The 16,935-nt window shown below is 72.8% G+C and carries 16 protein-coding genes; 5 read left to right on the top strand and 11 right to left on the bottom strand.

Annotated features, from left to right (window positions below; all coding sequences use genetic code 11):
- Positions 1–4 precede the first annotated feature (4 nt).
- The 4 genes from AC1UE5_RS01690 to AC1UE5_RS01675 form a co-directional block, all read right to left on the bottom strand.
- Positions 5–883 carry a GGDEF domain-containing protein gene (locus tag AC1UE5_RS01690; RefSeq protein WP_482920327.1) on the bottom strand — a complete coding sequence of 293 codons (879 nt, stop codon included), beginning with the start codon at positions 881–883 and terminating at the stop codon, positions 5–7.
- Positions 884–993: 110 nt separating this feature from the next.
- Positions 994–2,226 carry a tRNA guanosine(34) transglycosylase Tgt gene (gene tgt, locus AC1UE5_RS01685; protein ID WP_482920326.1) on the bottom strand — a complete coding sequence of 411 codons (1,233 nt, stop codon included), beginning with the start codon at positions 2,224–2,226 and terminating at the stop codon, positions 994–996.
- A gap of 145 nt (positions 2,227–2,371) precedes the next feature.
- The gene (locus AC1UE5_RS01680) at positions 2,372–2,809 is read right to left on the bottom strand and encodes an Hsp20/alpha crystallin family protein (protein ID WP_482920325.1); all 438 of its coding nucleotides are present in this window, start codon (positions 2,807–2,809) and stop codon (positions 2,372–2,374) included.
- 162 nt (positions 2,810–2,971) lie between these two features.
- Positions 2,972–3,466: a MarR family winged helix-turn-helix transcriptional regulator gene (locus AC1UE5_RS01675; protein ID WP_482920324.1), complete on the bottom strand. Its 495-nt coding sequence runs from the start codon at positions 3,464–3,466 to the stop codon at positions 2,972–2,974.
- A gap of 101 nt (positions 3,467–3,567) precedes the next feature.
- Here AC1UE5_RS01675 and AC1UE5_RS01670 point away from each other — a divergent pair, with 101 nt between their 5' ends.
- From AC1UE5_RS01670 to AC1UE5_RS01660, 3 genes are all read left to right on the top strand, one after another.
- Positions 3,568–4,497 carry a VOC family protein gene (locus AC1UE5_RS01670; RefSeq protein WP_482920323.1) on the top strand — a complete coding sequence of 310 codons (930 nt, stop codon included), beginning with the start codon at positions 3,568–3,570 and terminating at the stop codon, positions 4,495–4,497.
- Between the two features lie 111 nt (positions 4,498–4,608).
- Positions 4,609–4,977 carry a hypothetical protein gene (locus AC1UE5_RS01665; protein WP_482920322.1) on the top strand — a complete coding sequence of 123 codons (369 nt, stop codon included), beginning with the start codon at positions 4,609–4,611 and terminating at the stop codon, positions 4,975–4,977.
- 36 nt (positions 4,978–5,013) lie between these two features.
- On the top strand, positions 5,014–7,029 hold the full coding sequence (locus AC1UE5_RS01660) for an Ig-like domain-containing protein (RefSeq protein ID WP_482920321.1): 2,016 nt from the start codon (positions 5,014–5,016) through the stop codon (positions 7,027–7,029).
- On the opposite strand, the gene gpmI is transcribed toward AC1UE5_RS01660, so the two are convergent.
- The 4 genes from gpmI to gap are packed head-to-tail and all read right to left on the bottom strand — an operon-like array spanning position 7,026 to position 11,381.
- Entirely contained in the window at positions 7,026–8,498 is a 1,473-nt protein-coding gene (gene gpmI / locus AC1UE5_RS01655) for a 2,3-bisphosphoglycerate-independent phosphoglycerate mutase (protein WP_482920320.1), read from the bottom strand. The two genes, AC1UE5_RS01660 and gpmI, sit on opposite strands and share 4 nt — an antisense overlap.
- On the bottom strand, positions 8,495–9,247 hold the full coding sequence (gene tpiA, locus AC1UE5_RS01650; RefSeq protein ID WP_482920319.1) for a triose-phosphate isomerase: 753 nt from the start codon (positions 9,245–9,247) through the stop codon (positions 8,495–8,497). The genes gpmI and tpiA overlap by 4 nt, the downstream gene beginning before the upstream one ends.
- Complete coding sequence (locus AC1UE5_RS01645) at positions 9,244–10,377, bottom strand: phosphoglycerate kinase (protein ID WP_482920318.1); 1,134 nt, start codon at positions 10,375–10,377, stop codon at positions 9,244–9,246. Before AC1UE5_RS01645 ends, tpiA begins: the two co-directional genes overlap by 4 nt.
- Entirely contained in the window at positions 10,374–11,381 is a 1,008-nt protein-coding gene (gene gap / locus AC1UE5_RS01640) for a type I glyceraldehyde-3-phosphate dehydrogenase (RefSeq protein ID WP_482920317.1), read from the bottom strand. Before gap ends, AC1UE5_RS01645 begins: the two co-directional genes overlap by 4 nt.
- Before the next feature lie 130 nt (positions 11,382–11,511).
- Between gap and AC1UE5_RS01635 the strand changes: the two genes are divergently transcribed.
- Positions 11,512–12,795 carry a patatin-like phospholipase family protein gene (locus AC1UE5_RS01635; RefSeq protein ID WP_482920316.1) on the top strand — a complete coding sequence of 428 codons (1,284 nt, stop codon included), beginning with the start codon at positions 11,512–11,514 and terminating at the stop codon, positions 12,793–12,795.
- 72 nt (positions 12,796–12,867) lie between these two features.
- Complete coding sequence (locus AC1UE5_RS01630; protein WP_482920315.1) at positions 12,868–13,761, top strand: DUF559 domain-containing protein; 894 nt, start codon at positions 12,868–12,870, stop codon at positions 13,759–13,761.
- Here the strand turns inward: AC1UE5_RS01630 and AC1UE5_RS01625 are convergent.
- From AC1UE5_RS01625 to uvrC, 3 genes are read right to left on the bottom strand one after another with little or no spacing between them, the layout of a single operon-like run.
- Positions 13,707–14,072 (bottom strand): VOC family protein, encoded by a 366-nt coding sequence (locus AC1UE5_RS01625; RefSeq protein WP_482920314.1) that lies wholly within the window; start codon positions 14,070–14,072, stop codon positions 13,707–13,709. The genes AC1UE5_RS01630 and AC1UE5_RS01625 overlap by 55 nt on opposite strands.
- Positions 14,069–15,022 (bottom strand): RNase adapter RapZ, encoded by a 954-nt coding sequence (gene rapZ / locus AC1UE5_RS01620; protein ID WP_482920313.1) that lies wholly within the window; start codon positions 15,020–15,022, stop codon positions 14,069–14,071. Before rapZ ends, AC1UE5_RS01625 begins: the two co-directional genes overlap by 4 nt.
- Positions 15,023–15,043: 21 nt before the next feature.
- The gene (gene uvrC, locus AC1UE5_RS01615; RefSeq protein WP_482920312.1) at positions 15,044–16,906 is read right to left on the bottom strand and encodes an excinuclease ABC subunit UvrC; all 1,863 of its coding nucleotides are present in this window, start codon (positions 16,904–16,906) and stop codon (positions 15,044–15,046) included.
- Positions 16,907–16,935: the final 29 nt, after the last annotated feature.

Genomic DNA, 16,935 nt, shown 5'->3' with positions numbered 1-16,935 from the left:
GGCGCTACGCGCGGGCTTCTGCGTGCTCGTCGGGGGCGACCGCCGCGCGGTCGCTCCACGGCCACTCGTTGGAGGCGGTGCGGAGCTGGTCCTTGCCGCCGCGCTTGCCGGCGAGCAGGGCCCGGTCGGCCTTCGCGAGCAGCTCGGCAGGGGTCTCGGGCTCGGCCCACTCGGCCAGGCCGATCGAGGCGGACAGCGGCCGGCGGCCCTCCTCCGTCACCACGTGGATGTCGCGCAGGCGGCGCAGGGCGCGGCGCGCGGCGATCTCCGCGCGCGGGCCGACCGCGTGCGGGAGCAGCACCACGAACTCGTCGCCGCCGTAGCGCGCGACCTGGTCGTGCGCGCGGAACTCGGAGCGCAGCAGCGCGGCGACCTGGCGCAGGACGCTGTCCCCCGTCGCGTGGCCCCAGCGGTCGTTGATCGACTTGAAGTCGTCGAGGTCGATGATGAGCGCGGCCAGGCCCGTCCGGTAGCGGCGGGCGCGGTCGATCTCCTCCTCCAGCCGGCCGATCATCGCGCCGTGGTTGAGCGCGCCGGTCAGCGAGTCGACGCGCGCGGCGTGGCGCGCCTCCTGCAGCGCGAGCACGGCGGCGGCGGCCTCGATCAGCGCGGCCGCGACGTCCATCTCCTCCACCGTCGCCGTGCGCGGCGGGTGGGTGACGAACACGAAGGCGCCGCGCCGGCGGCCGTCCACGATCAGCGGCAGGCAGGGCCAGGCCGGATCGCTCTCGGGCTCGAAGCGGACCTCGTCCACGTCGAGCGCGTAGTGGAGCTCATACCGGAGCGCGCGCAGCACCGTGTCCTCGTCGCGCGCGCTGTGCGCGAGCGCGGCGAGGCGGCGCACGCCGCCCATGAGCTGTGCAATGGAGGTCGCCCCGTTCATGTGTGGCCGTCCGCGTGCTCGCCATCCGTGACGCACATCGCGGCGGAATCGCGGAATCTAATACCCCTCGCGCTGGGAATTCCACCCGTCTTTAGCGCGATTTGTCGCAACTAGGCGAACGTTCTAGTCCGAGGGAGCGGCTCCACCGGGGCGGTGGACGGCGGGGCGCCGCGGCGGAGGGCGTCCGCCGTCTCCGCGAGCGTCCCCGCGCCGATGGCGTCGCGCAGGTCGCGCATGACGCGGGCGAGGTACGTCAGGTTGTGGAGCGTGAGGAGGCGCTGGCCGGTGGGCTCGCGGTTCTTGGCCAGGTAGCGCAGGTAGCCGCGGTGGTGGCCGCCGGCGCACGCGGGGCACGGGCAGCCGTCCTCGATCGGCTCGCGCGACGCCTTGAAGCGCGCGGCGGTCAAGTCGACGCGGAAGCGCTTGTCCGGCTCGGGGATGAGCGCCACGCCGTGGCGGCCGAGCCGCGTCGGGGTCACGCAGTCGAACGTGTCGATGCCGAGCTCCACCCCGCGGATGAGGTCGTCGACCTCGCCGATGCCGAGCAGGTGGCGCGCCTTCTCCTCGGGCAGGACCGCGGTCGTCCAGCCGACGACCTCGTGCATCTGCGCCTTGTCGGCGCCGAGCGAGCCGCCGATCGCGATGCCGTCGACGGCGCTCGCCGCGATCGTCTCGGCCGACTCGATGCGCAGGTCGTGGTACACGCCGCCCTGCACGATCCCGTAGACGAGCTGTCCCTCCGGGCCGTTGGCCGCGTGCCAGTCCAGGCAGCGCTGGAGCCAGCGGTGGGTGCGCTCGGTCGACCGGGCGGTGTAGTCGCGGTCGACGTGGAACGGCGTGCACTCGTCGAAGACCAGCGCGATGTCCGAGCGCAGCGCGGCCTGCACCTCCATCGACGTCTCCGGGCCCATGAAGATCGCGTCGCCGTTCTTGGGGTGCTTGAACGTGACGCCCTCCTCCGTGATGCCCATGACGGACTTGCCGCCCGGGCCGGCACCGGTCTTCTTGATCTCCGCGGACACGTTCCCGTAGCCCATCGAGAAGACCTGGAAGCCGCCGGAGTCGGTGATGATCGGCATGTCCCACTGCATGAACTCGTGGAGCCCGCCGTAGCCGCCGATCAGCTCGTGCCCGGGGTCCAGCCACAGGTGGAACGTGTTGCCGAGCACCATGTCGTAGCCGAGCGCGGCGACCTCGTTGGCCTCGATGCCCTTCACCGTCGCCTTGGTGGCGAGCGGGACGAACGCGGGCGTCCGCACGACGCCGTGCGCGGTGCGCAGCAGCCCCGCACGCGCCTGCGTGTGCTCGTCGCGGGCGGTGATCTCGAAGGGCGCGTCGGGCATGGACTCCGAGAGTACGGCGGGCCGGCCGTTAACAACCGAAGGCGCGACATCGTGCCGCGCCTCCGATCGGGTTCTGAGGAGAGAGTGCTCTGGGTTTACCCGGAATCCGGCGAAGCACACGCACCGGAGGGTTTCGTGGGAGGACCTAGTTCGTGGCGGCCGCCTCCGCGGCCTCGGCCTCGATCGCCGGCTGGCTGCCGCCGACCGCGATCGCGACCCGCTGCGGCTTGCGCTGCTCGGGCTTCGGGATCCGGATCTCCAGCACGCCGTGGTCGAACGTCGCCGCGATCGCGCTCACGTCGACGCCCTCGGGGAGGTTGAGGCTGCGCGAGAACGCGCCGGACGCGCGCTCGACGTGGTACGCGCCGCCGCGGCGGACCTCGCGCTGGATCTTGCGCTCGCCGGAGAGCGTGAGGACGTCGCCGTCGACCTCGACCTTGACGTCGGGCTCCGAGAGGCCCGGCAGGTCGACCGTGAGGACGTAGTGGTCGTCGCGCTCGAGCAGGTCCAGGTCGGGCGACCAGCGGCGCGCGGCGGCGAAACGTGCGGTGGTCGGCGTGTCGAAGAGGGTCGTGAGAAGCATGTCGTTCGTGCCTCCTGATGACGAAGAAGAAGTTCCTGCGCCCAAGTATAGAAATCTCAGTCGCCGGATGTCAAATCTTCTTCCTGGTCTGGGCGCAGAACGACGAAGGGCCCGCGCGAGGCGGGCCCTTCGAGGACGGTCAGGGGACGAGCGAGCGGGCGGCTACGCGGTCGAGCAGCTGTCGCCGGCGTTCGGCGACGGCGCCCGGACGCCGACGCGCACCCAGGCCTCGCCCAGGACGCGCAGCTCGTCCTCGTCGAAGTGACCGAGGAAGTGCTGGCGGATGCCGTCGAGGTGCGTCGCCTGCGCCTCGCGGAGCTTCGCGAGGCCGCCGTCGGTGAGCTGGGCGTAGGCGCCGCGGGCGTCGTCGGCGCACGAGACGCGCTCGACGAACCCGTCGCGCTCCAGGCGGTCGATCAGGCGGGTGAGGCCACTGCGCGAGAGCAGGACGGACTCGGCGACGTCGCACATGCGCATCTTGCGCTCGTCGGCGTGCGACAGGTGCAGGAGGACCTCGTAGGACGTCAGGGCGAGCCCGTGCTCGGCCTCGAGCTCGGCGTCGAGGCGCTTGACGAGCATGGCGTGCGCCCGCAGGAGCCCGCGCCAGGCGGCGAGCTCGGTGTCGTTGAGGGGCGTGGTTGTGACCTGGGATGACAAGGCTGGCGCGAAGGTAGCAGTGGAACCGGCGTCCCGGCGGAAGCGGGACAGTGGGGTTGTTGTTCGCACAACCAAGTGTACGACGGCGTAGCCTTGACGCCATGAGGATCGAGGGGCTCCACCACGTCACCGCGATCTGCGCCGACGCGCCGCGCAACGTCGACTTCTACGCGCGCGTGCTGGGGCTCCGGCTCGTCAAGAAGACGGTCAACTTCGACGCGCCCGACGTCTACCACCTCTACTACGGCGACGAGGCCGGGACGCCGGGGTCGATCATGACCTTCTTCGAGTTCCCGGGAGCGCGCCGCGGCCGCGCGGGCGCGGGCATGGTCCACACGGTCTGCTGGCGGGTCGGCTCGGCGGAGGCGCTCGACTTCTGGCAGGAGCGGCTGGCAGCGGAGGGCGTCGAAGGGCTCGACCGCGGCGGCCGCGCGCTGCGGTTCGACGATCCCGAGGGGCTGCGCAACGCGCTCGTCGTCGCGGACGTCGCCGACGCGCCGCTGGTCGCGCAGGCGGACGGCATCGCGGCCGAGCACGCGATCCAGGGGTTCCACGGCGTCCGCGCGTACGCGGGCGACGAGGCGGTCGCCGCGACGGTGCCGGTGCTGGAGGCGCTCGGCATGGAGCGCGACGAGCGGGGCCGGTGGTGGGCGCGCGGCGAGCACCGCTCCGGCCAGCTCCAGTGGGACGCGCCGCCCGCGCAGGCGGGCATCTCGGGGGCGGGGACGGTCCACCACATCGCGTGGAGCACGGCCGACGACGCGGAGCTCGAGGTGCGGCGCCAGGCGCTGCGGCAGCTCGGCGCGCGGCCGACCTCGATCGTCGACCGCCAGTACTTCCACTCCGTCTACTTCCGCGTCGCGGCGGGCGTGCTGTTCGAGCTGGCCACGCGCGACATCGGCTTCGCCGTCGACGAGGAGCCCGCGCACCTCGGCGAGGCGCTCCGCCTGCCGCCCCAGCACGAGGCGCGGCGGACGCGGCTGGAGGAGCGCCTGACGCCGCTGGTGAACCCGCGGGCGCCCGCGGCCTGACGACGCGCGCAAGCGGGCTCCCCACGACGCGACCTTCGGCGGACGGCCCGCGGGAGCGCGTTGGGGCTTTCCCCGATGTCGGACTGGGCCCGCTGCCCGACCATCCGCGGCGTGACCCGACCCGCCCTCATCGATCTCCTCGTGCTCGGCCGGCATCTGGAGCCGGCCCGGCGCGAAGGCCTGCTCGAGGACCTCACGGACCTCGTCGAGCGGCACCTCGACACCGCCGGCGCCGACGCCATCCCCGCGCGGGCCTGGGCGTTCGCCCGCGAGGTGGACGAGGGCGCCGCGTTCGCCTCCGGCCGGCCGATGGCCGAGCCGCACTACCGCCTGCACGTCTCGCTCCCGCCGTGCTGCGCCGACGACCCCGACTGCCACCACGACCTCGCCGCCGCGCTCGCCCGACGGGTGCTGCGGACCGAGCGCGCCTACCCGCGCGCGGAGGACCTGCCGCGCGTGGACGTCTCCTTCGGACGGTAACCGCGCCGTAAGGCGGACCCGGGAGCGTCCGCCGCCATGCTCAGGCGCTCCCTCCTCCTCTCCCTGCTGATCCTGACCGCGACGGCGGGCCACGCGCTCGCGGCGCCCCCACCCCATGGTGCGCTCTCCGCGCTCACCGGTGAGGGTGCCTGCTGGTCCGACACCGGGCCGGCCGGCTGCGGGCAGACCGAGCTCGCCCAGCCGAACGCGTCGGTCGTCAGCCCCGATGGGCGCAACGTCTACACGACGTCGAGCAACGGCATCAAGGCGTTCGCGCGCGCCGCCGACGGCCGCCTGACGCCGCTCACGGGCCCGGGCTCATGCCTCGGCCAGGAGGCGAAGTCGAGCTGCCCCGTGACTCACGGGTGGGTCGGCAACGCCGAGGCGATCGTCGTCAGCGCGGACGGGCGGTTCCTCTACACCGCGCTGCGCGACTCCGACACGATCCTCGGGCTCGAGCGGGATCCGGCGACCGGCCGCATCACCGAGCTGACCGGGGCGGACGGCTGCGTCGCGTACGCCGGCGTGCCGGAGGCGTGTCCGGAGACGACGACCCCGCAGCTGGACAACCCGGCCGGCCTCGCGCTCAGCCCCGACGGGCGCTTCCTCTACGTCGCCACGTTCAACTCCGGCAGCATCGTCGCGATCGCGCGTGACACGGGGACCGGCCGCCTGACGCCGCTGACCGGCCAGGGCTGGTGCGTCCAGCAGGCCGGCGCGGACGGGTGCGGGAAGGTCGAGGGCGCGCAGCGGTTCCGCGACCTCGCGATCACGCCCGACGGGCAGCACCTCTACACCGCCTCCCGCGACGCGAACGCCATCTTCGCCGTCGACGTCGACCCCGCGACCGGGCGCCTGACGCCGCGGACGGGCGCCGACCGCTGCGTGCAGGACGGCACCGGCGCGCCGGGCACGGTCTGCGCGCGGACCACGCCGGGGCTGGTCAAGCCGTACGCGGTCGGCATGGTCGGCCGCGGCGCCGGCATCGCGACCACCGGGCAGACGAGCGACGCGGTCACCTCCCTGGCGATCGAGCCCGACGGCGGCCTCACGCCCGGGTCGTGCGTCCGCGGCACGACCGGCAGCGCCGCGTGCGCCGAGGGCGCCGTGTTCCTCTACCACGCGCTGTCGCTGACGCCGACGCCGGACGGGCGCTCGCTCCTCGTCCCCAACGCGTCGCAGGTCAACAGCTTCCGGACGGACGGGAGCACGCTGACGGGGCACCCCGGTGCGGGCCGGTGCGTCGCCGACACGACCAGCGTGCCGCTGCTCTGCACCACGGGCGCGGACCAGATGACCGGGCTCGAGCACGTGTCGGTCGCGCCCGACGGGACGTCGGCCTACGTCACCGCCGCGGGCGTCAGCGCGCTGCGGGTGCTGCGGGTCGCGACCGCGCCGGCCTGCCAGTCGGCCGCGCTGTCGACCGGGCCGGGCGCGCCGGTGTCCGCGGGCGGCCTCTGCGCCGACGCGGACGGCGACCCGGTGACCGTGCAGATCGCCTCCACCCCCGTCAACGGCACGGCCACGGTCGACGCCGCGGGGACGGTCACGTACACGCCGGCCGCGGGCTTCGCGGGCAACGACCGCTTCGCGATCGTGGCGTCGGACGGGACGAACACGGGCGACGTGCGGGAGATCCCGGTGACAGTCGCGGCGCCGCCCGTCCCGCCGGCCGCCCCGGGAGGGAACGGCAACGGCAAGGCAGCGCGTGGGGATGGCGGTCGCGCTCCCGCGCAGCGCTCCGCAGCGCGGAGGGCGACCCTACGAGTCACCGGCCGGTTGGTCGTCCGCGGGCGCTCCACGCAGCTCTCCCTCTCCTGCGCGACCGCGCGCTGCACGGGCGTCGTGAAGCTCACCGCGCGCCGCCGCACGCTCGCCTCGGCGAAGGTCGACCTCCCGGCCGGGAGCACCCGCACGGTCACGATGAAGCTGACCCGCTCCGGCCGGCGCGCCGTGCGCGGCAAGCGCACCGCGACCGCGCAGCTCACGTTCGTCCCGCGCGGCGCGTCACGGCCCGCCTACACGCGGACCGTGACGCTGAAGCGGGGCTAGCCCTTCGGGCTGTAGAGCGGCCGCCCGGTCATCTCGGCCGGGCGGTCGATGCCGAGGAGCGCGAGCGCGGTCGGTGCGACGTCCGCGAGGATGCCCTCGCCGTCGGCCTCGACGTCGTGCGACGTGATGATGAACGGCACCGGGTTGAGCGAGTGCGCGGTGTCCGGCGACCCGTCGTCCTCGAGCATCTCGTCGGCGTTGCCATGGTCGGCGGTGACGAGGCAGACGCCGCCGGAGTCGAGCACGGTCCTCACCACGTCGCCGAGGCAGGCGTCGACGGTCTCGACGGCCTTGATCGCCGCGGGGATCGAGCCGGTGTGGCCGACCATGTCCGCGTTGGCGAAGTTGATGACGCCGAACGTGGGCCGGTCCTCCTTCCACGCCGCGATGAACGCGTCCGCGGCGGCGCGGGCGCTCATCTCCGGCTTGTGGTCGTAGGTCGGCACGTCGCGCGGGGAGGGCAGCAGCTCGCGCCGCTCGCCGGGGTACGGCTCCTCCTCGCCGCCGTTGAAGAAGTACGTCACGTGCGGGTACTTCTCCGTCTCGGCCACGTGGAGCTGCTTGTCCCCGCGGTCGGCGATCACCTTCGCGATCGTCACCGACGGACGCGCGGGCGGGAACGCGACGGCGTACTCCCAGCCCTCCTCGTACTCGGTCAGCGTCGTCAGGCGGTCCACGCTCGGGGCGAGCGCGGTGACGATCTGCCGCATCCGGTCGGGGCGGAAGTTGAACGTGAGGACGCTGTCGCCGGGGCGGATCGTGGCCTCGTCGCCGACGGTCGTGGCGGTGATGAACTCGTCGGTCTCGCCGCGGTCGTACGCGTCCTTGACCGCCTGCACCGCGCTGTCCGCGTGGTGCTCGGAGATGCCGTCGACGATCAACGTCCGCGCGGCCTCGGTGCGCTCCTCGCGGTTGTCGCGGTCCATGCCGTAGTAGCGGCCGATCACGGTGCCGACCCTGACGCCTTCCAGGTCCTCGACGCGCTGGAGGAAGTTGACGCCACCCGTGGGGCTGGTGTCTCTCCCGTCGGTGAACGCGTGGACGACGATGTCGGGGACCTGTGCCGCCTTGGCCCGCTCGATCAGGGCTTCGAGGTGGTCGAGCGATGAGTGGACCCCACCGTCGCTGACAAGCCCCACGAGGTGGAGCCGCGGCGTGTCCTTCATCGCCGCCTCGAGCACCTCGTTCGGTGACCGCTCCTCCAGCAGCGCCTCGTCGATGCGGGTGAGGTCCTGCTTCACGACGGCACCCGCGCCGAGGTTGAGGTGGCCGACCTCGGAGTTGCCCATCTGCCCCTCGGGGAGGCCGACGGCCTTGCCCTTGGCGGTGAGGGTCGTGTGCGGGTACGTCGACCACAGCTCGTCCATCACCGGCGTGTCGGCGAGGTCGACCGCGTTGCCCGGACCGGGCGGGGCCAGGCCCCACCCGTCCAGGATGATCAGCGCGACGCTTCCGGCCGGCAGGCTCACGAGCCCGGCACCGCCGCGGCCGCGATGGCCAGGAAGTCGTCGACCTTCAGCGACGCGCCGCCGATCAGGCCGCCGTCCACGTCGGGCAGCGCGAGCAGCTCGGCCGCGTTGTCCGGCTTCATCGAGCCGCCGTACAGGACGCGGGTGCGCTCGCCGGCCTCCTTCGACCGGTCGCTCACCAGCGCGCGGACGAACCCGCACGCCTCCTGCGCCTGCTCGGGCGTGGCGACCTTGCCGGTGCCGATCGCCCAGACCGGCTCGTACGCGATGACGACCTCGTGCAGGCGGTCGGTGGGCACGTCGTGGAGCCCCTCCTGCACCTGGTGGCGGAGCTTGCGCTCGGTGTCGCCGTTGTCGCGCTCCTCCTCGGTCTCGCCCACGCAGAGGATCGGGGTGAGCCCGGCCTGCAGCGCCGCGGGGACCTTCTTCTGCAGCGCCTTGTCGGTCTCGCCGAACAGCTGGCGCCGCTCGGAGTGGCCGAGCACCGCGCCGGCGATGCCGATCTCGGTCAGCATCGGCGCGGAGACCTCGCCGGTGTAGGCGCCCGACGCGGCCTCGTGGAGGTTCTGGGCGTACACGGCCACGCCCTGCGCCGCCTCCTGCGCGGCCCACAGGGCGGTGAACGGGACGCACACGGCGACGTCGACGCCCGGGTACTTCGAGCCGTCGATCTGCCCGAGGAGCTCGCGCGCCTCGGCCGCCGTCTTGTGCATCTTCCAGTTGCCCGCGATGAGCGGAGTGCGGCTCAACGGAGGACCTCCACGCCCGGGAGGGTCTTGCCCTCGAGCAGCTCCAGGGCGGCGCCGCCGCCGGTCGACAGGTGGGTCACGTCGTCCGCGAACCCGAACTGCTTGATCGCCGCCGCGCTGTCGCCGCCGCCGACGACCGTCGTGCCGGGCGCCTTGGCCACGGCCTCCGCGACGGCCTTCGTGCCGGCGCTGAACGGCTCCAGCTCGAACGCGCCCATGGGCCCGTTCCAGAACACGGTGCCGGCGGTCGCGATGACCTCGCTGTAGCGCTCGGCGGTGCGCGGGCCGACGTCGAGGCCCATCCAGCCCTCCTCCACGTCGACGCCGTTGGTCGCGCGGACCTCGGTGTCGGCGGAGAACTCGCGGCCCAGCGTCAGGTCCTGCGGGAGGAGCACCTTGTCGCCGCCCTCGGCGAGCACGCGCTTGGCCGGCTCGATGCCCTCCTCCTCGCACAGCGACGAGCCGACGTCGTGGCCCTGCGCCTTGAAGAACGGGAAGCACATCGCGCCGCCGATGAGGATCGTCTCCGCGCGCGCGAGGAACGCGTCGAGCACGCCGATCTTGTCGGTGACCTTCGCGCCGCCGACGATCGCGACGAGCGGGCGCTTGGGGTCCTCGAGGATCTGCTCCAGCGTCTCGACCTCGCGCTGGAGGAGGAGCCCCGCCGCGGACGGGAGCAGCTTCGCGACCCCGTGCGTGGACGCGTGCGCGCGGTGCGCGGCGCCGAAGGCGTCGTTGACGTAGAAGTCGCCCAGCGCCGCGTACCTGGCCGCGAGCGCCTCGTCGTCCTTGGTCTCCCCGGGGAAGTAGCGGACGTTCTCGAGCATCACGACATCGCCGTCGGGCACCGAGTCGAAGTCGGACGCGAGAGGAACGTCGCAGCCCAAGAGCTCCGACAGCCGCGCCGCAACGGGGCTCAACGAGAACTCTGGCTCTCGCTCCTTCGGCCGTCCGAGATGCGCCAGCAACACCAGGCGCGCCCCGCGATCGCGCAGCGCGGTCAACGTCGGCAGCGCCGCGCGGATGCGCGTGTCGTCCGTGATGGCGCCATCACGGATCGGGACGTTGAAGTCGACCCGGACGACGCCGCGCTTGCCGGCGACGTCGCCCAGATCGTCCAGCGTCCTCACGCGGGCAGCACCTTCTGGGCCAGCTCGACGCAGCGGTTCGAGTAGCCCCACTCGTTGTCGTACCAGGAGACGACCTTGACCATCGTCCCGTCGATGACGGAGGTCAGCAGGCCGTCGACGATCGACGAGTGCGGGTTCGTGACGATGTCGGTCGACACGATCGGGTCGGTCGTGTACTCGAGGATGCCCTTGAGCTGGTCGCTCTCCGACGCGGCCTTGAACGCTGCGTTGAGCTCCTCCACGTTCGTCTCGCGGTTCGCCTCGAACGTGAGGTCCACCACCGAGCCGGTCGGGACGGGCGCGCGGACCGCGAAGCCGTGGAGCTTGCCGTTGAGCTCCGGCAGCACCAGGCCGACGGCCTTGGCGGCGCCGGTCGAGGTCGGGATCAGGTTGAGCGCGGCGGCGCGGGCGCGGCGCAGGTCCTTGTGCGGCAGGTCCTGCAGGCGCTGGTCGGCCGTGTACGCGTGGATCGTCGTCATCAGGCCGTGCTTGATGCCGACCGTGTCGTTGGCGACCTTGGCGAACGGCGCGAGGCAGTTCGTCGTGCAGGACGCGTTCGAGATGACGTGGTGCTTCTCGGGGTCGTACTGGTCGAAGTTGACGCCGAGCGCGACCGTGATGTCCTCGCCCTTGGCGGGCGCGGAGATGATGACCTTCTTCGCGCCGCCGTCGAGGTGCTTGGCGGCGTTCTCGCGGTCGGTGAAGAAGCCGGTCGACTCGATGACGACGTCGACGCCGAGGTCGCCCCACGGCAGCTTGGCCGGGTCGCGCTCGGCGAGGACGCGCAGCTCGTCGCCGTCGACGACGAGGCCGTTGGACGTCACCTCGACGGTCCCGGGGTACGGGCCGAGGATCGAGTCGTACTTGAGCAGATGGCCGAGCGTCTTGTTGTCCGTCAGGTCGTTGACGGCAACGAAGTCGATGTCCGCGCCGGCCGCCTTGGCGGCGCGAAACAGGTTGCGGCCGATCCGCCCGAAGCCGTTGATCCCCACGCGTACGGGCATGTCGTTTCCAGTCCTCCTGGTAGCCGAAAGTCGGGCATTGGACCTTATCCCCTCGGTCCTCCGGCAAGCCTCGCGGCCTGTCCCGCCGGTCGGTTGATGGGTCGCCAGGCGGCGGCGAGGATGGTCGGCGATGGCCAGAAGCGTGCCCCGCGTCGCCCTCGTCTTGCCTGGGGGCGGCGCGCGCGGCGCCTACGAGGCCGGCGCCCTGTCGGTGCTGCTCCCGGCGCTGGAGGCGCGCGGCGAGCGCGTCTCGATCGTGTGCGGGACGAGCGTGGGCGCGATCAACGCGGCCGTCGTCGGGTCGCTCGCGGACCGGCCGGCGCGTGAGGCGACGGCGGAGATCGTCGAGCGGTGGCTGGCGATGCGCAAGGGCGACGTCCTGCGCCCGCTCATCTCCCCGCGCCTCGCCCTCAAGACGATGCACACGGTCGGAGAGCTGCTGCGCGTCCCCCACATGCGGCTGTCGTCCATCCTCGACCCCGCCCCGCTGCAGGGGTCGTTGGAGCGGTGGGTCGACTGGCTCGCCCTGCACCGCAACGTCAAGCACGGCGTGGTCGATGCCATCTGCGTCGTCGCGACCGCGCTCAGTCGGGGCAGACCCGTCGCGTTCGTCGAGTCGACGTCGAAGCCCCCGTCATCCCCTCCCTCCTCCCAGCTCGACTACGTCAGCGCGACCCTCGACGCGCAGCACGTCCGCGCCTCCGCCGCGATCCCGCTGCTGTTCCCACCCGTCGAGGTGACGTCCCCCGAGTCCGCGGCCGACCACTACATCGACGGCGGCACGCGGCTGAACGCGCCGCTCGCGCCCGCGCTCGCGCTGGGCGCGGACCGCGTGGTCGTGATCGGGTTCGAACCCTTCGCGGGGCGGCCGGAGCGTGCGCGGGTCCACGCCCCGCGCCTCGCCGACGTGACCGCGAACGTGCTCGACGGCCTGCTCGTCGACCAGGTCGCCGACGACCTCCACCGCCTCGCGGCGATCAACTCGTTTTTCGTCGAGGGCGGAGCGGCGACGTCCGCGCGCTCCTACCGCGCCTCCGGCGGGCGGGAGCCCTACCGCAAGGTGTCCTACGCACTCGTCGCGCCGGCCGAGCGGGGCGCGATCGGCGCGATCGCCGCCGACGTCCTCCGCTCCCGCTACGGCGGCTGGCGCCAGCTCCGCGACCCCGACTACCTCCTCCTCTCGCGCCTGCTCGGCAACGGGCCGTCGCGCGGCGAGCTCCTCTCGTTCCTCCTCTTCGACGAGCGCTTCATCGCCGAGCTCGTCGCCGCCGGCCGCGCGGACGCCCAGCGCTGGCTCGACCGCCACCCGTCCTTCTGGTGCTCCGACGCGTCCCACGACCTCGACGTGAGCCCCGGGTCGCCGGCGGCCCACGACGCGGTCGCGCTCTCCGAGTTCCGCGCGCGCCGCCGCTGACCGGGGCGAACTTCCACCGAACGACGTCTTCGACTCGGTATGCGAGTCGAAGACGTCGATGGATGGTTGACGGTGACCGCCGGGCGGCAGCACGGGGTCGTCTCGCGGTGGCAGGCGCTCGACGCCGGCATCTCGCGGCAGCAGGTCGAGCGGCGGATCGGCCGGTCCCTGCACCCGGTCGGGCGCGGGGTGTACGCCGTGGGCCACGCCTCCCTCACCGCGAAAGGCCGCTGGATCGCGGCCGCGCTGGTGGGAGGGCCGGGGTCGGCCGTGAGCCACCGCACCGCCGCCGTCCTCTGGCGGATGCTGGACGAGGCGGGCGCGACCATCCACGTCACCGTGCCGCGGGCAGGCGGGCGCGGAGGCCATCCGGGGATCGTGCTCCATCGCGCGCTGCCGTTCGAGCGGGCGGTCGTGGACGGCATCCCGGTGACGACCCCCGCGCGGACCCTCGTCGACCTCGCCGCCACCGCGCCGGAGCGGGTCGTGCGGGCGGCGGTGAAGGGGGCGGAGCGGCAGCGGATCTTCGACCTCGGCGCCGTGAAGGAGGCCGCGCGCGGGCGGAGCGGAGCGCGGCGGCTGATGCGGGTGCTCGCCGCGTACGACGGCGCGCCGACGCAGAGCGAGCTGGAGATCGCCTTCCTCGATCTCTGCGAGCGGTACGGGATCGAGCGACCGCTGACGAACGTGTCCTTCATGCAGTACACGCTCGACTTCGTGTGGCCCGACCACCGCGTCGTGGTCGAGACCGACGGGATGGCGTGGCACGGGACGGTCGCGGATGCGATCGCGGACAGAGAACGTGACGCCGCGCTCACGCGTGCCGGTCTGCGCTGCCAGCGCTTCACGTGGCACCAGATCATGCGGCGCCCACGCGAGACGGCGGCGACCCTCGCCGCGCTCGGGCTCGCCTACGACGCGCCGGTGACGAGCTCGACGCGCAGGCCGTCGGGGTCGCGGAGGTAGGCCGCGTAGTAGCGGGGGCCGTAGTTCGGGCGCGGGCCCGGCTCCCCGTCCGACGAGCCGCCGTGCGCGAGCCCGGCGGCGTGGGCCGCGTCGACCGCGCTGCGCCCCACCGCGCGCAGCGCGACGTGGCCGTACCCCGCGCCCGGCTCCCGCCCGCGCGCGACGATCCAGAAGACCGGGCGGTTGTCGCCCCACGCCACCGCGCCGGACGACTCGAACGCCCGCCGGACGCCGAGCGCGTAGAAGATCGCGTCGTAGAACGCGGCGCTCCGCTCGAGGTCCGCGACCTCGAACGCCAGGTGGTCGATCACGTGCCGGAGGCCGGGATCGGGCGGTAGGCCTCGGCCGGCGTCAGGTGCGCGTCGCGGTGGACGACGTCGACCGTCAGGCCCTCCGCACCGTCGAAGCGCGTCGCGAGGTGCTCGGCGATCGCGACCGAGCGGTGGCGGCCGCCGGTGCAGCCGATCGCGACCGTCAGGTGCGCCTTCCCCTCCGCCTGGTACTGCGGCAGGAGGAAGTCGAGCAGCGCATGGAGCCGCTCGTAGAACTCGTCGAGCTTGCCGTCACGCGCCACGTACGCGGCGACCCGCTCGTCCCGCCCGGTCAGCGGCCGCAGCTCGTCGACGTAATGCGGGTTCGGGAGGAACCGCACGTCGAACGCGAGGTCCGCGTCGCGGACCGGCCCGTGCTTGAACCCGAACGACTCGAACGTCACGGCGAGCCGGCGGTTCGTCCCGCGCGGCAGCATCTCGTTGACGATCCGCCGCCGGAACGACGCGGCCGAGAGCCCTGTCGTGTCGATGACCAGGTCGGCCTTCTCGCGCAGCGGCGCGAGGATCTCCCGCTCCGCCGCCACACCCGCCTCGACGGTCGACTCGGGCGCCAGCGGATGCCGCCGGCGTGTCTCCTTGTAGCGCGTGATCAGCGTCGAGTCGTCCGCGTCGAGGAAGAGCAGCCGGTGCGGCAGCTCGGACTGCGGCAGCTCGTCGAGCACCTCCACCAGCGGCTCGAACAGCTCCCCGCCGCGCGCGTCGCACACCACCGCCGCGCGCTGCACCTTCTGCCCCGGGTGGCGGAGCAGCTCGGCCAGGCCGCGGATCATCTCCGGCGGCAGGTTGTCGACGCAGAAGTAGCCCGCGTCCTCGAACACGTTCATCGCCGTGGACTTGCCGGCGCCAGAGAACCCCGTGATGACCACGAGGTCCTCGAGCACGGGGCGTTCGTCGTCGGTCACTTGAGCGTCCGGCTCGGTCGCGGCCATCGCGGCACATGATGCACGAACTCACTCACCCCGCTGCATCCGCAGGTGCGCGTGGAGCTCGCGCGCGGTCTTCGCCGGGACGCCCGGGACGGCCTCCAGCGCCTCGCGCGAGGCGCCCAGCACCGCCTCCGGCGAGCCGAAGTGCTTGAGCAGCGCGCGCTTGCGCGTCGGCCCGATGCCCGGCAGCCCGTCGAGGATCGACTCCGTCATCGCCTTGTCGCGCCGCGTACGGTGGTGGGTGATCGCGAACCGGTGCGCCTCGTCGCGGACGCGCTGGAGCAGCTGCAGCGCGACGGTGTCGTGGGGCAGCACGATCGGCGAGCGCTGGCCGGGGAGGAAGACCTCCTCGATGCGCTTGGCCAGCGACACCACCGCGACGCCGCGCTCGCGGAAGCCCTGGAGCGCGCGCAGGCCCGCCGACAGCTGGCCCGGGCCGCCGTCGATGACGATCAGGTTCGGCAGCGTCGCGAACGACTCGTTGCGCTTGGGGTCGTGCGGCGAGAGGTCCTGCTGGCGCTCCCACTGCGCGAGCCGGCGTCCGAGCACCTCCTCCATCGCCGCGAAGTCGTCGGCGACGCCCTCGGTGAGCGTCTTGATGTTGAACCGCCGGTAGTCGGACTTCTTCGGCGCGCCGCCCTCGAACACGACCATCGACGCGACCGTGTGCGTGCCCATCACGTGCGAGATGTCGAAGCACTCGATGCGGAGCGGGAGCTGGTCGAGCCCCAGCTCGCGCTGCAGCTCGTCCATCGCCTCGGACCGCTGCTGCCGCGACCGCTCGGCCTTCAGCTTCTCGGTCTCCAGCGCCAGGTGCGCGTTGCGGGTCGCGAGGTCGAGGATGCGCCGCTTGTCGCCCCGCTCGGCCACGCGGATCTCCACGCGCGAGCCGCGCCGCTCGGTCAGCAGCTCCCCCAGGATCTCGTCGACCGGGTGCGCGACGACGATCTGCGAGGGCACCGACGGCGCCTCCGTGTAGTACTGGAGCAGGAACTCCTCCAGCACCTCGGCCTCGCTCATCTGCGACTCGTTCGTGAGGTAGAAGGTCTGGCGGTCGGCGAGCACCCCGTCGCGCACCTGGAAGACCTGCGCGTTCGCGTCGCTGCCGGACCCCGCGATGCCGACCGCGTCGATCGAGCCGACCGCCTGGTTGGCGACCCGCTGCTTCTCCAGCAGCGACCGGACGGCCTGGAGCCGGTTGCGCTCCACCGCCGCCTGCTCGAACTCGTGGACGGCGGCGGCGTCCCTCATCCGCCCCTCCAGCTCGGACTCGATCTCCTTGTAGCGGCCCTGGAGGAACGCGACCACGCCGTCGATCGACTCGCGGTACTCCTCCTGCGTGACGTAGTTGACGCAGGGCGCCCCGCAGCGGCGGATGTAGTAGTCCAGGCAGGGTGAGCCGGAGCGCCGGCCGGGGATCGCGCCCTGGCACGAGCGGTAGTTGAAGATCTTGCCGAGCGTGTCGAGCGTCGACCGCGTGCGCTTGGCGGACGAGTAGGGCCCGAAGTACAGCCGGTCCTTGCGGTGGCGCTCGCGCGTGAAGTAGACGCGGGGGTAGTCCTCGTCCATCGAGATCGCGATGAACGGGTACGACTTGTCGTCCCGCAGGCGGATGTTGAACCGGGGCTGGTACTGCTTGATGAAGTTCTGCTCGACCAGCAGCGCCTCGGCCTCGGAGGCGACCAGGAGGAAGTCGATGGACGCCGCCATCTCCACCATCTGCACCTCGCCGCGCGTGACGCGGTTGGAGAAGTGCCCGGCGACGCGCTTCTTGATCGACTTCGCCTTGCCGACGTAGATGACCTTGCCGCGCTCGTCGTGGAAGAGGTACACCCCGGGCCCGTCGGGCAGGTTCCGTCGCTGCTCCTTCAGGGCATCACTCGGCACCCTCACGAGGATATGAGCGCCCCTGTCGA

This window comes from Parviterribacter multiflagellatus (assembly GCF_056863265.1).
The sequence above is the reverse complement of the archived record's forward strand: the minus strand, read 5'-3'. Positions and strand labels throughout refer to the sequence as shown.

Bases quoted from the DNA above. Each gene is read 5' to 3' on its own strand.
- AC1UE5_RS01690 (WP_482920327.1), bottom strand. From the start codon at position 883: ATGAACGGGGCGACCTCCATTGCACAGCTCATGGGCGGCGTGCGCCGC.
- tgt (WP_482920326.1), bottom strand. From the start codon at position 2,226: ATGCCCGACGCGCCCTTCGAGATCACCGCCCGCGACGAGCACACGCAG.
- AC1UE5_RS01680 (WP_482920325.1), bottom strand. From the start codon at position 2,809: ATGCTTCTCACGACCCTCTTCGACACGCCGACCACCGCACGTTTCGCC.
- AC1UE5_RS01670 (WP_482920323.1), top strand. From the start codon at position 3,568: ATGAGGATCGAGGGGCTCCACCACGTCACCGCGATCTGCGCCGACGCG.
- AC1UE5_RS01660 (WP_482920321.1), top strand. From the start codon at position 5,014: ATGCTCAGGCGCTCCCTCCTCCTCTCCCTGCTGATCCTGACCGCGACG.
- gap (WP_482920317.1), bottom strand. From the start codon at position 11,381: ATGCCCGTACGCGTGGGGATCAACGGCTTCGGGCGGATCGGCCGCAAC.
- AC1UE5_RS01635 (WP_482920316.1), top strand. From the start codon at position 11,512: ATGGCCAGAAGCGTGCCCCGCGTCGCCCTCGTCTTGCCTGGGGGCGGC.
- rapZ (WP_482920313.1), bottom strand. From the start codon at position 15,022: ATGGCCGCGACCGAGCCGGACGCTCAAGTGACCGACGACGAACGCCCC.